This is a genomic window from Ohtaekwangia koreensis (assembly GCF_900167975.1).
Classification (GTDB): Bacteria; Bacteroidota; Bacteroidia; order Cytophagales; family Cyclobacteriaceae; genus Ohtaekwangia; species Ohtaekwangia koreensis.
This window is the reverse complement of record NZ_FUZU01000003.1, coordinates 48,550-64,099: the sequence shown is the minus strand read 5'-3', so window position 1 is coordinate 64,099 and position 15,550 is coordinate 48,550. Positions and strand designations below refer to the sequence as shown.

Genomic DNA, 15,550 nt, shown 5'->3' with positions numbered 1-15,550 from the left:
TCAGTTGCATACGAAGTTAACAGCGATTTATTTTTTTATGCTGCTAATTTTATCATGCCAGCTAAGTATTGCGCAAAGCTCACGATTAGTATCTGGTGTTGTAAAAGACAGTGCAGGAATTCCTTTACCCGGTGTTGCTGTTACTTTCAAAAATAGTCCAGTCGGAACATATACTGACTCGGATGGCAAATTCTCTATACCTGTGCGCAAAAGTGCCAAGCATTTATCTTTTTCATTCATCGGTTTTGCGACCGTTGATGTTGCTATACCCGAATCCGGTGATATGACAATTGCAATGGAGGAAGCGACTAGCCAGCTTGAAGAAGTAGTTATCTCAGTGGGAAGCCGTGCTTCCCAACGCACAATAACCGATACGTCTCTCCCCATTGATAATATATCGGTTAAAGATCTTGAAAGTACAGGGCAGTTGACATTTGACAAAGCGTTACAGTATAGAGTACCCTCTTTCAATACGGTGCAAACTCCCGTAAATGATGCGACCTCGCTATTAGATCCCTATGAGATCAGGAATATGGGCCCGAGTCGCACGCTGATTCTCATTAACGGCAAACGAAAAAACTCAAGTGCCTTGATATATACTCAAACTTCCCCGGGACGTGGAGAAAGTGGTGTCGATATTTCGGCTATACCCGTGGATGCTATTAAGCGAATTGAGGTGCTGCGCGATGGCGCCTCTGCTCAATATGGATCGGATGCAATTGCAGGTGTAATGAATGTAATTCTCAAGGATGATACAGAGGGCGGTTCTGTTACATTGAGAACAGGAATAACATCAGAAGGTGATGGCAAAATGATCGGAGTAAGTCTGAATAATGGAGCAACCCTTTCTAACAAAGGGTATATCAACTATACAATTGACCTGTCAAAAACCGGTCTTGCAAATCGCCCTGGTATAGTAGATGCCGAAGGTGAAGCGTCTGACTTTGGAGCCGACATTAATCAAGTAAAAGCTTTCCTCGCTATTAAGCCAGATGCCGGTAACATCAACGGATCACCTGAAACTACGGCTTCCAAATTTCTGGTTAATGGTGGAATTGATCTTGATGAGCATACAGAGCTATACTATAATGCAGCCTATATTTATAAAAAAGTAAACAGCTTCGCCAATTATAGAACTCCATACTGGCGGCCTACTGATTACGGTTTACTAACTCCGGCGGGGCAACAGTACTTGGGCTACCTTCCTACATTTGATGGTGACTTGAATGACTATCATGGCACTATAGGTTTTAAAACAAACAAGAACGGATGGAAGACTGATGTTAGTTTCACGACCGGTGGGAACAGACAATTATATACTATATCTAATTCTCTTAACAGAAATACAACCGGGCTCACCGACTCGGAGGGAAATTTACTATATCGGGAAAAGAGCCCGATCATTTTCAGAGCAGGTGGTTACAGTTTTTCTCATAATGTAGGCAATATTGATATATCAAGATCGATCTCTGAAAAAGTAAGTGTAGCCTTTGGATCGGAATTCAGATCCGAAAATTTTGAAATCATAGAGGGTGATCTTGCATCCTATGATGCTGGAGGGGCGGACTCGTTCGCGGGTAACAGCGCAGAGAATTCTTTCAAGTCGAATCGCTACAATTTTGGAGGCTACCTGGATTTTGGTATTGACTTAACAGAAAATTTCTTAGTCAATGCTACAGGACGTTACGAAAATTATAGTGATTTCGGCGATGCCTTTGTATATAAGCTTAGCACGCGCTATAAATTTTGGGGTGACAAGATTACGATTCGTGGTTCTGTCTCAACGGGCTTCAGGGCTCCATCTTTACATCAGATAAATGTTCAAAAAGCTCAGTATGGTTTTGTGCCTGGAGAGGGAATTCAGGTTTCCGGTCTTGTTAATAACGTATCTCCTCAAGCAAAACTCATTGGCGTTCCTAAGCTTGATGCAGAAAAGTCTGCTAACATTTCAATCGGTATAGGAGCAAAGCCCGGTGAGAATTTTAATTTTACTGTTGACTATTATAATATTAAAGTAAAGGATAGAATTGTACTGGGCAATGATATAGGGCCTAGTGGTAATCCGGATGCCAGTTTAGATAAGGTACTAACTAGTAATAATATTGTAGGGCTTAGTTTCTTCGCCAACTCGGTGGATACACGCACGTCTGGTATTGATCTGGTTGCAAGCTATAAGAACATTGTTATTGGAAGCGGCACCTTGAGGTTCAATCTTGCAGGTAATTATACTTTGGAAAACAAAAGGGAAGGCCGTGTTAAGAACCCAGCTATAATTGCTGAGGCAGGGCAAACCGTGTTGAATGCTACACAGGAAGCATTGATGTTTTCATCGCGTCCAAAATACAAGGTAATACTTGGAGCAGACTATACCCTTGGTAAGTTTAATTTCACCTTGACAAATACTGTATTTGGGCCAACTAAGTTTAGAAATGCAGGCATGAATAAGAACCTGCAAATAGAGTTTTTAACTAAAGCGATCACCGATCTGGGTATAAGCTATCAGTTCAATCCGGTGATTTCTGCAACCTTCAATGCAAATAACATTTTCAATGTTTTGCCTGAATGGAAATTTGCTTCACTTAACGCAGAAGGTGATGCAATTTTGAATGATCCTGCTGCCGTCAAGGTTCAATCAAATCTCATTACCTTTAATCAGCGATATTCACGGATGACATACGATGGATATCATTTTAGTCAACTCGGTACTATGTTTAGCATGGCGTTGAATGTTAAAATCTAAATTGACTATGTCACTATAAATAACAAGCGTGAAGGAAGCCGCCTCAAGTATTGAGGCGGCTTTTTTGCTACTCTTAAATGGAGGTACCGACTATATATAGGGTATCGTTGCCTGGAGCCGATAAGATCTCAGTTTGTGCTATACTTTCTTCGCTTACGAATGGATTATAAAATAAACACTGCAACAAGAAGAAGCCCAAACAATAAAACATGATTATACCCGGTGAAAAAGGACAAAAAAATAGAGAGATAAATCAATCTTTATCTCTCTATTTTTTAAGTCAGAAATGAAGTGACGACTAAGCTTCTTTGTTTTTTGTTTCCTGCACTTCTGTTCTAATTTCTTGCGCCAGGTTTTTCATGTCCTGCATGGCCTTTCTTAAGCGTGTTCCCGCTGCGCCATTTTGCTTATTGTAAAACTTGTCCATATCCTCTTCCAAAGACGATACCAGCGTTTTCAATTCTTCAAATTTCTTCATTTCGTTATTTTTTAGCACACAAATCTGCAAAATGGCCGGCAATTATCACACTAAAATGATAAATGAAGTTGTCATAGGCATGCTATCTGTGGTGGTATTACTACTTCGAATCATTTATTTGTTTATACTTCTTTACTCACTTCGCAGAGAGCCAACGGGATTGGCTAATGCAGTTTTTAAAGTTATTGCCGTGATTACAGCAAGAGAAATAAGCAGTAGTAATACTGGGGGAGCAAGAAAGATTATCCACTCCATATCAATGTGAAACGCAAACGTCTCAAGCCACCATCGTACACCCAGCCATACTAAAGGAAGCGCCAGGCCGTATGCTATCCCCACCAGCTTCATGGAGTCGCGCGTAAAAAGCGAGAGTATAGAGTATAGCGATGCACCCAATACTTTGCGAATGCCGATTTCTTTTATGCGCTGTGAAACTGAAAAGATACCCAGACCAACGAGACCCAGGCAGGAGATGATGATGGCTAAGGTTGTTAAGACTGAGAATACCTGCTGGAATTGATGTTCAGGTGCATACTGTTGATTGAAATAATCATCGAGAAAGAAATAGTCAAATGGATTGCCGGGGAAGGCTGTTGCGTAATTGGATTTTATTTTATCTAATGTCGCAGGAAGATTATTGGAGCTGATGCGCAAGGAGATGCTGGGCCATTGTTCATAGGACCCAAAGAAGAACAAGATCGGGTCATAGCTCTCCTTTAATGAAGTCTGATGGTAATTCTTAACCACACCGATGATCTCACCTGTAAATTCATCCCATAGCGAAAAACGAACACGCTGATGTATAGCATCCTCTGGATTTTCGAAACCCAGGTTTTTAGCAAGCAACTCGTTGATGATGATTTTATTTTTCTCCGGCCTAAAGGTGCGGTCGAGAGGTGGTATTAAAGACGAGGCATTGGGAAGATTAGGGAAAGAGAACCTATCGTCTTCCGTGAAATTCCTACCGGCCAGAAGCGGAATTTCATAGGTTGAAAAAAACTGGTCGTCCACCGTCTGGGTATAGGCCGAAACCCTGTCAAGCATGCCGTGTCCAAACAACCTAACGGCGTTTACATACGGCAAGGTGCGACCGGGTACATTGGTGGAGCGCGCCATCTTCACCACGGCGGGTAACTTACTTTGAAGATCTTTGAAATGCATAAACCTTCCGGCAAGCGTAGAGTCAACATTTGAAGGACCTTTGACGATGAGCATCTTTTCAGAGTGATATCCTAAATCCTGCTGTTGCATAAAGTCGATCTGCCGTGAGATGGTTAGCGTGCCGGCAATGAGTACAATGGAAAGAGCATACTGAAATCCTACTAGACCTCGTCTGAGAATTATCCCTGTTGCTGATTTGGTGAATTTACCTTTCAGGACACTCACCGGCCTGAAGGATGAAAGTAACAGTGATGGATAAAGTCCCACGACCATGACACCCGTCAACAAGACAGCCACAGGCAAAATCCAGAAGGATGGATTGAGCAGTTCATTTGTAGCAATAAGAATGCTGCCGGTAGGAGAGCCGGTCAACTGTTCGAAGGCAGGAAGCAACATCATCACGAGTGCTATAGCGAGCAACGCAGCAACTATATTTATCAGGACTGCATCGAGCAAGAATTGAAGTATTAGCTGACCGCGTGTAGCGCCTGAAACTTTTCTCATCCCAACTTCCTTGGCCCGATCTATAGATTTAGCAGTGGAGAGATTTATATAGTTAATCCAAGCTATAGCAAGAATAAAAATACCGAGCAGGCCCACAAAGTATACCGTGCGCTCACTTCCGTTTCCAACCATTTCATCTTCCAGATTCGACTTCAAATGAATTTCGGTGATGGGCTGAAGATCGATCACGGTTCCATAACCATATTCGGACTTTTGCCGCGCGAAGTAAGGCTTTAGGAACGCATTAAATTTCTTCTCCAGTGTACGGGGGTCAACGCCGGGAGCAAGTCGCACATAAGTAAGAAACTCCGGCCATGCCCAGAATTCAGCTCCGAAATTTCTCACCGGATACGAAGCCAGCAGGTCGAAGTTTACATGAGTATTGGGAGGCAAATCTTTTAGCACACCTGTAACGGTATAGGCAACTCCATTTAAGCGCACAGTCTTTCCAACGCCTGATGCAGCACCAAAATACTTAGTAGCCGTTTTCCGGGTCATCACCAAAGAGAATGGTTCTTTCAGGCAATTGGTTTTGTCACCTTCCACTAATGGAAAGTCAAATATATCCAGGACTTCAGGATCACCGTAGAAGAGTTTTGTTTCGTCAAAGTTGATAGCGGATCCTCCGGCAGGTTCATATGAAACCGTAGTGGCCGGAACAGATATAGTCGAGGAAGAAAGGCGTGCGATCGTTTCAATTTCCGGAAAGTTCGCCTTCAGGGCAGGTGCCAGTGCTGGATGATTTCCCGCACCGGCTCTATAGGCCACGCCGTTCTGTTCATAGCTGATAGGAAGACGATAGATACGTTCACTATTGGAATGAAAAGAATCAAAGCTATGTTCGGTATATACATATAAATAAATCAACGACACCGCGGCCATGCCGGTGGTGAGCCCCGTGATATTGATAACTGAAAATACTTTGTTGCGCAGGAGATTTCTCCAGGCTACAAGAAAATATGACCTGAGCATATATAGGTTCCGGATTGTTTAGTGCTGGTATACATTCCAATTGCTTGCCAGAAAAAAGCAGGCTATTTGACGTGATTTTGATGATGAGCAAATATTGGCTGTCCGATATTGAGTCATGGTTGGTCGGAAGCGAATGCGTGATTGCCTGTAACGAATGAATCAATTTCGATTTGGCTTTGACTTTGACTGATTGCACGGGTACTTCTATTGTAGACATAATGGCTATATAGTATATATCAACGTATTCAAGTCCTTTTACTTCCTGGGCAGTTAGAAGGTGATTCGAACGGAATCTTTTTGTAAAGTAAAAAAAAGAGGACGATTTTCATCGTCCTCAAAATTGTGAGGGTTAACATGTTTATAGCCCGGAAGCCCCGATATAACTATAGGAGTATAGCGCGTTTAGAATTCTACATCATCAGCAACATTGCCTCCTTGTTCAGAGGCGAATTTTGCAGCATACTCCTCTTGTTTCTTTTGCTGATAATCAATGAAATGATGAACATTATCGGTGTTGTTATTTCTCACTTCTTCATTTTGTACTTCTGACCATTTCATTGCTACGGATTGAAAATCGCCAAGCGAAATTCCAAAGTTATCTTGTATCCATTGCGCGCCATCATAGCCATAATCATAGGCAGCTTGTCGGGCACCGTTCAACTCTTCATAAAAATATCGGTCGGTTTTAATTTTCTCTAGATTGACTTTTCCTTCTTCACTCACCTGAGCTTGAAGTCCGCTTAGTTTTGGATGCTTATCAGCTTCACCAAAGTATTGTCCGAAAAGTATAGATACTTCGAAGGTACTGTCTTCTTGCATTCGCGCCACCCACAAGGCAGATGCCTCTTCAAATACAGCAAGTTCGATTCCTAATGTTTTACAAATTTCTTTTTGATCAATGCCCGTAGCCATTTTTGCGGCCGCGGCTGCATAGTCGTACAATGATACTCCGTGAACGGGTTCTAATAGAGAATTACTCATAATTGAATTTTAATTTATTTATGATAATCGTTTAGTAATCGGTTGTAAAATTTTTCGTGTTCATCAGCCAACGCTGGATTAATTTTATTCCATTCATCAAACATTGCCCGTAAATACGTTTGGTATAAAGCCGGACGTTTACTTTCAAGTTCGAGCTTCTGTTTTTCCATCTCCTGCATCTGTGCTCTCTTTTGTTCGATGATCCTTTTATCACTTTCGTGAATGAGGCTCAATTCAATCTCATGTCGTTGCAGGTATAGGGTTTGAGTTTTTTGAGGAATTTCATCATGCTCTTTGAGAAGATGACTTGTTCGTTGTTCGGCGAGGCTTCTTCCAATATGCTCCAGCATCTTGGCTTGCGAGCTCGGTTCAAAAGTATTTCGTGTTTGGCAGGAGGGGCAGGTAATATAGGTTGTTGTAAAATATATTTTATCAATGGTCACGGGACTTCCACATTGCTCACAGCGAAACTTATCCTTGAGAGTTTCATACTCATCTAGAATTTTTTGATACTTGGATTCAAAGTCTTCCTGGTGAGTACTCTCTACTTGCTCACGGCATTTGCTATATAATTCGTCTAACTGAAAAAAGCGATCGTAACATTCATTTCTAAACTGGTGGTATATCTTTGAAATTTCATGATCGTCATTTGGGAACGGGAAGCAAGTGATTTTTTCTTCTTTGACATCGAGCGCTTTTTTTTGAATGCTGTCCAGTTGTCCTAGCACTGCAGATTTCATTCTGTGATACCCCCGCTTGAATTGATCTGTATCAGTATCATTCAGTGCTACCAGTTCAGGAATAGATGCAGCTGTGAATTCTCTTAGTTTATCTTCCAATTTGCCGATGAATGCAAAGAAACGTTCTTTGGTCTCTTGCATTTCTTTTTTTACAACTGGTAGTCGGCTGTTTTCAAATTCGTTATTAAAAAATACTGACACAGTTTAAATGTTTTGAGTATTATCTTCTTTTTTGATGTTGATGCCATCGGTAAGCTTTACCGATAGAAATTCAAATCCACAGTAAGCACAATGTGTCAGTCCATCTTGTTGAGATCTTCCCGCGCCACAATTCTGGCAGGTCCTTGCATTCACTTTTGCAGGTTCTTCAGTAAATTCTCCTCCATACGATTTCTGCTCCACGGCCTTTTGTTTCATTCGTTCCAGCAGTGAAAGAGTTTTTTTATTTTCTTCCATCTCAGTTTTTATAGTTTATCAATCAGGTCTGCTTTTTTTGCTTTATACTCTGCTTCGTCTATCAAGCCAGATTCAAAAAGCGTTTTTAATTTTTGTAGTTTGGCGGTAATGTCGTCCGGAGGTTGATTAACGTGTTGCATTTTATTCATCATCATTCCCATGGCCATAGCATTGGTAGTGGCTTCATTTAAAGCAGTTCCCTTCTCACCTATAGCTTGCGCAGTATTGAATTTGGTAAACTTGTCCATGTCGGATACCATATTCATATTGGTTATCTTGTCATAGTGAGCTGAAACTTCATCGGGTAGTGTAACACTTGTGATGGTAAATGAAATCAACTCAATTCCGAATTGAGCGAAATATGGTTTTAGAAATGGTTCTATTTTCTTACCCAATTCTGTCACACTTCCTGCTATATCTTTAACGGATATATTTTGCTGCGCGAGCACCTCTCCGAATTTTGGTGCAATAAAATCCCGAAGTTCATGTTGCAATTCGAAAATATTAAAGGTCTGGTATGAACCTGCATATTGACGAAAGAATATAGCAAGGTCTTTTACTTGAATATCAAATGTACCGAAGGCACGAACCCTAACTTGACCAAACTCCGGGTCTCTCATCATAATGGGTGCAGGTGTGCCCCATTTGTTGTTAACAAACTGCCGGGTATTTACAAAATATACATCTGCTTTAAACGGACTGCTGAATCCATATTTCCAACCTTTCAAACGAGTTATGACAGGAATGTTCTCAGTGCTTAACGTATGAAGCCCCGGCTGAAAAACATCTGCGAGTTTACCTTCATTTAGAAAAACAGCTATCTGAGATTCTCGAACAGTAAGCTTTGCTCCATTCTTAATTTCTTTATCTTCATCTGCAAATTTCCACATCAAAAGATTTGGATCTGGTGTGGTAGCTTCTATTATTTCAATAAATGGTGAATTCATATTCATTTTTAATAATCGAGTCTTTGGTATTGAGACAATTGCCCAAATATAAGAACATCGGTGGCTATATTTTCCTACTATTATCCATGAAAATTTCTTTACTCAATGATAACACAGCGGACTCATGACATGTCGAAATTCAATCTATATATGCAGCGAATTATCTTTGAATAGATTGTGGATATACTTAACCTGACTTGATTAAAGATACCAAAGCACGGTAATTGACGCGCAAGGTAAATACACATACAATGACATATGAAATAAAGTACATACTCTTATGCTGACGCGCTGTATGCTCTAGGGGAGACGTTGTATAAAGACACGGAGTGCACGGTGTCTTCTATAACCATAAACCGTGCTACGGACGGACAATCAGTTTTATGGTTTTTGAAAAATTATCTTTATATAGTTGAAGATAATATATACCTGCAGCGAGTGCCTCCGATAATTTTTCTTTGTAAGGATCGTTCTCTTTTCCGCTAATGAGGACTTCTCCGCTTAACCTCTGAACTCCTGAGATATCAAGGATTAGATAATTGCATTTACCTTCTTTAAATCCGGTAACCAGAAAATTTATATTCTCGCCATCAAACGGGTTTGGAAATACCGAAATGTTCTCTTCTTTCCGTATGGTAATCGTTTTTGTGTCTAAATATTCAGTAGCACCATTCACATCGGTTTGCTTAATCCGATAGTAAGATCTTCCCAGGTAAGGTGTATGATCTTCCATGATATAATGTTGTATGATACTACTATTACCTGAAGCAGGCTGTCTACCTACGGTATGATAATTCAATCCGTCAGAAGATCGCTCAATGACAAAGAAATCGTTATCCTTCTCCCATACAGTTTTCCACTCCAGCAATACTTTGTCTCCTTTTTGATCAGCGGTAAAGGAGAGTAGCTTTACAGGTAGGGGATTATTCGGAGAAGTTGAACCCAGTGCAAAAGGACTAAAGGTTGTTACTGCCGGAGTAGTAACGATCGTTCCGGCTGTAGCATCTCCACTCGTTCCTCCATTACCTTGCGTAACCCAGGCACTTCCATTCCACCGCGCTACAAGCAATGCAGACAGATCCGTTATATAGGGACCGGTACAGCCCGAACTGTTCCAACTAAGTGTAACATTTACATTGGAAGTTCCAACGGTTCTGTCAAGTGTCCAATACTCGCAGCCGCTCACTCTTACCAGTGGAGCCGTGAATGTACTTTGATCACCAAAGGCCTGGCTGGTTTTAAAATATTGAGCAGTGAAAACATCACTGCCAACGGCGGGCGCAGATATAGCAATGGAGCGATATGTAGATGCATTGCCGGTCGGGAATATAAACGCTGTGTTGCCCGTCTTTCGCACGGGTCCATTGATATAGCTTGCATTGCTCGCTCCGTTAACCGTACTACCTGCTAAGAAATTAAGGTAGTTGGAAGTCGTTGTGTTAATTATACCCGTAGTGAGTGTTGCTGTTGACCCTATATTTATAGGCGTGTTTAGTGTAATTGTATTGGCGCCCGATGCTTTACTCATCGTCAATCGCTGGATCACCGGAATTGAACTTGCAGAAGTAATTGTTTGATTGTTGCTGCCAGCAAATTGAACAACACCTGTACCTGATCCAAGTGTCACAACGTTGGCACTACTTACGATGAGATTATCGTAAAAAGAATTGGTGCCATTATAGGCAGGTTGCAATGCACCAGTCGAGGTCTGTGAGAATGTAACCGGGCCGTTAAATGTATCACCCGTGATATTGGCAAAAAGCCATATTGCATCGCTGCTGTTGGTCAAGCTCGTGGTAGCGTTGAATACATTGCCACCATCACAAGTATTGGTTGTTGTTCCATTCTTTGTGATCGAAGCGGTTCCATTATATATACTTCCATTCAAAAGAATACGAGGGCCTGTAAAAATAATATTACCATTAAAAACCGAAGACGGCCCCAAGGTTAATGTGGCCGTTCCAGTAAGTGCCATATTCTGTGCAGTACTACCGGATTGTGTGAATTTTTGCAATGTTAATGTTCCCGCACTAAAACCAGTACTGCCAACGGTTATGGTTTTTCCGCTTGCCAATGTTGCCGCTCCGGTGGTAGTGTTGTTGGCAAATCTGATTCCTATACCAGAGGTACTGTTTACAATGATGTTTCCATTAAACATATTTCCGGCAGTAGCTGAAGCCATTGAAATAATTGAAGAACCTGTATTGGTCAGCGTTACGTCTCCATTGAAAATATCTGCAGTTGTTGTAGCAGTTTCCAGCCAGCCACTTCCTGAATTTACCAGTGTAGTAGTGCTATTGAAAATGTTTCCGCCTGCACCTGCGTTATTAGTGCCGCCATTCTTCTGTATATAGCTGGTGTTGTTATAGGTGGCACCTTGCAGGTATACCTGTGGTGTGATAAATGTGACAGCGCCATTAAATGTTGAGTACGGCCCCAGGTATAAAGCTGCGGTTCCTGTGAAGGTAAGATTTTGTGCAGTGCTGCCAGACTGTACAAATCGCCTCAGTAAAAGTTTGCCAGCCGAGAAGCCGGAGCCTACCGTAATAGTCTTACCACTGGCAAGGGTAGCTGCCACATTCGTACCCGGACCATTGCCGAATGTAATGCCTGCATTGGCACCTGCATTGGTAGAATTAACTGTGATATTCCCATTGAATATACTTGCGCTTGCATTATCGGCCATAGCAACCCATCCTGTTCCGGTATTGGTTACGATAAGGTCACCATTGAAAGTATCCGCGTTGTTATATCCGGTAGCCAGGAATGCGCTTCCGGAATTGACAATGGTTGCTGCAGACTGAAATGTATTTCCTCCTGTACCAAGATTATTGGTGCCGCCACTTTTTTCAAGATAAGCAGTGCCACTATAGGTGCATCCCTGTAGGTATACCTGTGGAGCTTTAAACATTACGTTGCCGGCGAAAGCGGTAGAAGGACCAATATATAGTACACTTGAACCTGTGGTCGTTAAGCTTAGCGCTGTAGCGGCATCTGCCTGATGAAATCCTGCCAATGAAAGTGTACCGGATGTGTAGCCCGTGCCCACGCTGATTGTTTTTCCGTTAGCCAGGTAAGAGGATTTTGTGCCGGTTGCGCCAGGACCGTTGGCAAATAATATTCCTGAAAAAAAACCGGAACCGCTACCGGAAGAGTTAACGATGATGTTGCCATTAAACATGTTATTGAGTGTGTTGTCAGCAAGACCAATGAAGGATGAACCTGTATTGGTTACGGTAAGATCAGCATTAAAAACATCGGGAGAACTAAATCCTGTTGCCAGGTATGCGCTTCCGGAATTTGCAAGGGTGGTGGTGCCATGAAATGTATTTCCTCCGGATCCTAAATTATTTGTGCCACCCGTTTTCTCAAGATATGTTGTGCCGAAGAATATAGAGCCGTTGAGATATACCTGGCTGGCCGTACAGGTTACAAGAGGAGCTATAGCGGTACTTATACCAAAGTGTGTGCCGTTAAAAGTTGCTATACCTGTAGTATTTATGGTAATGGTTGCTGGTGCGCCTCCATTCGTGATTAAACCCGTTGTAAAAGTAGCTGCTGTCGTTCCGGAGCTTATCAGGTTGAATCCGTTCAGATCAATCGTGCCGCTATATCCATTTACAGTAACCGAGGATACAGTAGGGGCTATGTCCAGTATACAATTTCCTTGCAGGCCACCCGCTCCATTAAATACAACGGCGTCTGATGCGCCCGGAACAGAAGCTCCTCCTATACCACCAGAAGTTGCAGACCAATTAGCCGTATTATTCCAGTTCGAAGAAGTAGATGCAACCCAGTAACGTTGACTATATATATAAGTGCTGCATAACAAAAAGAAGGACAACAGGCCAGCCCGAATTTTCATGGTGAGATATTTTATAGTTTATAATACTTTTATAGTTTATAATACGTCCTTGTTTCCTTGTTCCTGGCAGGTTCGACTGCCCAATCTTATTGCTCGCTACCAGTGAATGTAGACGGGAATGAACAATCAATAAGGTCTACTCTCTCAGATAATAACGGTATATAAATCACTGCTATATAGCCATAGCGATGCGCATCGATTGCCCAATGCCAATATTTATCACATTCGAGTTTAATATTTATGGGTGTCTTTCGCAAGACTAAAAGCAAGAAGTTCAAACCTATAGTCGATAGGGGAAGAGTGAGTTCCAACAGCTTTTATTTTGTGTATCATTTCCAAGGTGATGCAGCCGGGGTATATTCAGTTTATGGTGGTATAACCTTGAATCGGTTGTTCCCATCGCGGTATTATCTGGTATATCCTGTCCGGGAAGTCTATTGAAATTATCGAACCTTTTTTTGGAGTTGAAGTAACTCATCATATATGTAAACTATACTGTTGTTTTAGCTATAGACACCGGTAAGGATGCGGTGTAAAAGCTAGGTCGAATCCGGCCTTTTGATTGAGTAAACAGTTCCACAAACTAGTATGAACTTAAGTTTTTCTTGAGTATTTGACGGGACTCTAGAAGTATTTTTTATTGTTGGCATGATTTATTAGGAGTTATAACAATTGCCCTTGAAGTACTCGATTGTCCAGCACTTTTATAGGGGAACGGTATACCCCTGTGAGATGAGATTAGAAGTAAGCAATGTTTCTTTATCTGAGCAAAATCTCTCGGAACAATCAGTGTCTTTCGATAAGCTTATTGATTTTATACCAGCGCTTATTGCCCGCGTTGATTGTAACATGGTGGTGCAATACGCTAATCAAGGTTTTAGAAAATGGTTTTCCCGCATCGATGATCCCGCTGGAAACTCCTTTCCGATAATTATAGGTGAACAAATCTTTAATCAAATTCAACGGTATTTAGGTAAAACTTTGGTTGGTGAACCTGCTCACCTAACCATTTCCTTTCAACACGATGGAGAATATCGTTGTATGGAGGTAGACATTCGGCCAGAGTTTGATTACAATCAAAAGGTTAGTGGGTTTATTTTTTATGCATCCGACATTAGTTCAGAACTTGATGTTGAACGGTCGCTGCATGACTACTTTGAAAATGCAACGATAGGTTTACATTGGGTAAATGAAGATGGAATCATTATCTGGGCTAATCGCGAAGAACTAACGATGTTGGGATATGAGCCCGATGAATATATAGGTCAACCTATAACACGCTTTCATAAGAATCAACAAATAATACAAGAAATCTTGTGTAAGCTTCGCAAGAAAGAAATAATTAAAAACTGCGAAGCAGAGCTGCTCTGTAAAGATGGATCATCTCGCTTTGTCACCATTAATTCAAGTGTACTATGGAAGGATGGTGAATTTGTCCATACCCGTTGTTTTACAATTGATATCACGGCTCAAAAACTTGCTGCCAAGGCAATGCGTGAAAATCAAGAACGCTTTAAAGTGATGAGTAATTTGGTCCCGGTAATTATATGGACTACAGATGAGAATGGGTTATGTATTTTTCTCAATAGTAAATGGAGTGAGCTGACCGGGAAAAAAAATGAAGATGGTCTGGGGCAGCCAATGGCTCAACGTTATTCATCCGGACGATAGAAGAAATATAGAAACTGCGTGGAGAAAATCGCTATCTGAAAAAAAGACTTTTGAAGCTAAATTCAGAATAGAAAGTTCCACTGGCAGGACCATCGTTTGTTATGCTAACTCCATTCCGCAGTTTGATGCTAATAATCGATTCACCGGGTATACCGGAATTATTCAAGATATATCTGTTCAGGAGGAAATAAAATCTTCTCTTGAAAAAATGGTGCTTAACCGAACCGATGACTTGCGGAAAAGAAACCTGGAATTAAGAAAGGCAGAGAAAGCACTGATCATGAAAAATCATGAGCTTGAAAAAATCAACAATGAGCTTTCGTCTTTTGCACATATAGCCAGTCATGACTTACAGGAGCCTTTGCGGAAGATTCAAACATTTATTGATCGCGTTGTGTATTCAGATGGAGATAAGCTTTCATCCCGGAGCAAAGATTATATCGATAAGATTCAGTCTGCCTCCAACAGGATGCGCGCGCTTATCCAGGATATACTTTTATATTCCAAAACTACAAACATCGAGAGTGGCCTTGAATTAACAGACTTGAATCAACTCCTCCAGGAAGTAATAACGGAGTTTGAAGTAAAGATTGAACAAACCGGTGCCCGCATTGAAAATAAAGGATTGCCAACCTTACCGGTGATTCGTTTTCAGTTTCACCAGGTGTTTCTAAACCTGATCAGTAATGCACTTAAGTTTTCCAAAGAATCCTCTACTCCTCAAATTGTATTTCAATGCAGTATAGTACGCAATACACAGCTCCCAGGCATGCACGATTCGCAGGACTTCTACGACATTACCGTTTCAGACAATGGAATTGGTTTCCATGCTGAGCATGCTGAGAAGATTTTTGAAATATTTAACAGACTTCACAGTAAATCTCAGGTTGAAGGAACAGGTATAGGTCTTGCGATCTGTAAAAAAATCATTGGAGGACATCATGGAAGGATGACGGCCGAAGGTAAAATAAACGAGGGCTCCACCTTTCATATATATCTTCCATGTTCACAAGCAACAGTATAGTCATCTGATAT

The 15,550-nt window shown here is 41.4% G+C and carries 10 protein-coding genes; 3 read left to right on the top strand and 7 right to left on the bottom strand.

From position 1 onward, the window contains the following. Nucleotides 1–37 precede the first annotated feature (37 nt). The gene (locus tag B5Y40_RS19500; RefSeq protein ID WP_079688534.1) at nucleotides 38–2,740 is read left to right on the top strand and encodes a TonB-dependent receptor; all 2,703 of its coding nucleotides are present in this window, start codon (nucleotides 38–40) and stop codon (nucleotides 2,738–2,740) included. Nucleotides 2,741–3,038: 298 nt separating this feature from the next. Here B5Y40_RS19500 and B5Y40_RS19495 read toward each other — a convergent pair whose 3' ends face one another. The 7 genes from B5Y40_RS19495 to B5Y40_RS19465 all read right to left on the bottom strand — a co-directional run bounded on the left by B5Y40_RS19495 (nucleotide 3,039) and on the right by B5Y40_RS19465 (nucleotide 12,844). Next, nucleotides 3,039–3,218: a histone H1 gene (locus B5Y40_RS19495; protein WP_079688533.1), complete on the bottom strand. Its 180-nt coding sequence runs from the start codon at nucleotides 3,216–3,218 to the stop codon at nucleotides 3,039–3,041. 132 nt (nucleotides 3,219–3,350) lie between these two features. Continuing rightward, nucleotides 3,351–5,855 (bottom strand): ABC transporter permease, encoded by a 2,505-nt coding sequence (locus tag B5Y40_RS19490; protein WP_079688532.1) that lies wholly within the window; start codon nucleotides 5,853–5,855, stop codon nucleotides 3,351–3,353. 402 nt (nucleotides 5,856–6,257) lie between these two features. Further along, nucleotides 6,258–6,836: a DUF6620 family protein gene (locus B5Y40_RS19485; protein ID WP_079688531.1), complete on the bottom strand. Its 579-nt coding sequence runs from the start codon at nucleotides 6,834–6,836 to the stop codon at nucleotides 6,258–6,260. Nucleotides 6,837–6,850: 14 nt separating this feature from the next. Then, nucleotides 6,851–7,777, bottom strand: a complete 927-nt coding sequence (locus B5Y40_RS19480) for a TFIIB-type zinc ribbon-containing protein (RefSeq protein WP_159453746.1) — start codon at nucleotides 7,775–7,777, stop codon at nucleotides 6,851–6,853. Nucleotides 7,778–7,780: 3 nt separating this feature from the next. Then, nucleotides 7,781–8,032, bottom strand: a complete 252-nt coding sequence (locus B5Y40_RS19475; protein WP_079688529.1) for a hypothetical protein — start codon at nucleotides 8,030–8,032, stop codon at nucleotides 7,781–7,783. 8 nt (nucleotides 8,033–8,040) lie between these two features. Then, the gene (locus B5Y40_RS19470; protein ID WP_079689265.1) at nucleotides 8,041–8,979 is read right to left on the bottom strand and encodes an SPFH domain-containing protein; all 939 of its coding nucleotides are present in this window, start codon (nucleotides 8,977–8,979) and stop codon (nucleotides 8,041–8,043) included. Between the two features lie 361 nt (nucleotides 8,980–9,340). Next, nucleotides 9,341–12,844: a T9SS type A sorting domain-containing protein gene (locus B5Y40_RS19465; RefSeq protein ID WP_079688528.1), complete on the bottom strand. Its 3,504-nt coding sequence runs from the start codon at nucleotides 12,842–12,844 to the stop codon at nucleotides 9,341–9,343. Nucleotides 12,845–13,576: 732 nt separating this feature from the next. Here B5Y40_RS19465 and B5Y40_RS19460 point away from each other — a divergent pair. Together B5Y40_RS19460 and B5Y40_RS19455 are read left to right on the top strand one after the other, a co-directional pair. Beyond that, the gene (locus B5Y40_RS19460; protein WP_079688527.1) at nucleotides 13,577–14,515 is read left to right on the top strand and encodes a PAS domain S-box protein; all 939 of its coding nucleotides are present in this window, start codon (nucleotides 13,577–13,579) and stop codon (nucleotides 14,513–14,515) included. Beyond that, nucleotides 14,463–15,539: a PAS domain-containing sensor histidine kinase gene (locus B5Y40_RS19455; protein ID WP_079688526.1), complete on the top strand. Its 1,077-nt coding sequence runs from the start codon at nucleotides 14,463–14,465 to the stop codon at nucleotides 15,537–15,539. Before B5Y40_RS19460 ends, B5Y40_RS19455 begins: the two co-directional genes overlap by 53 nt. Nucleotides 15,540–15,550: the final 11 nt, after the last annotated feature.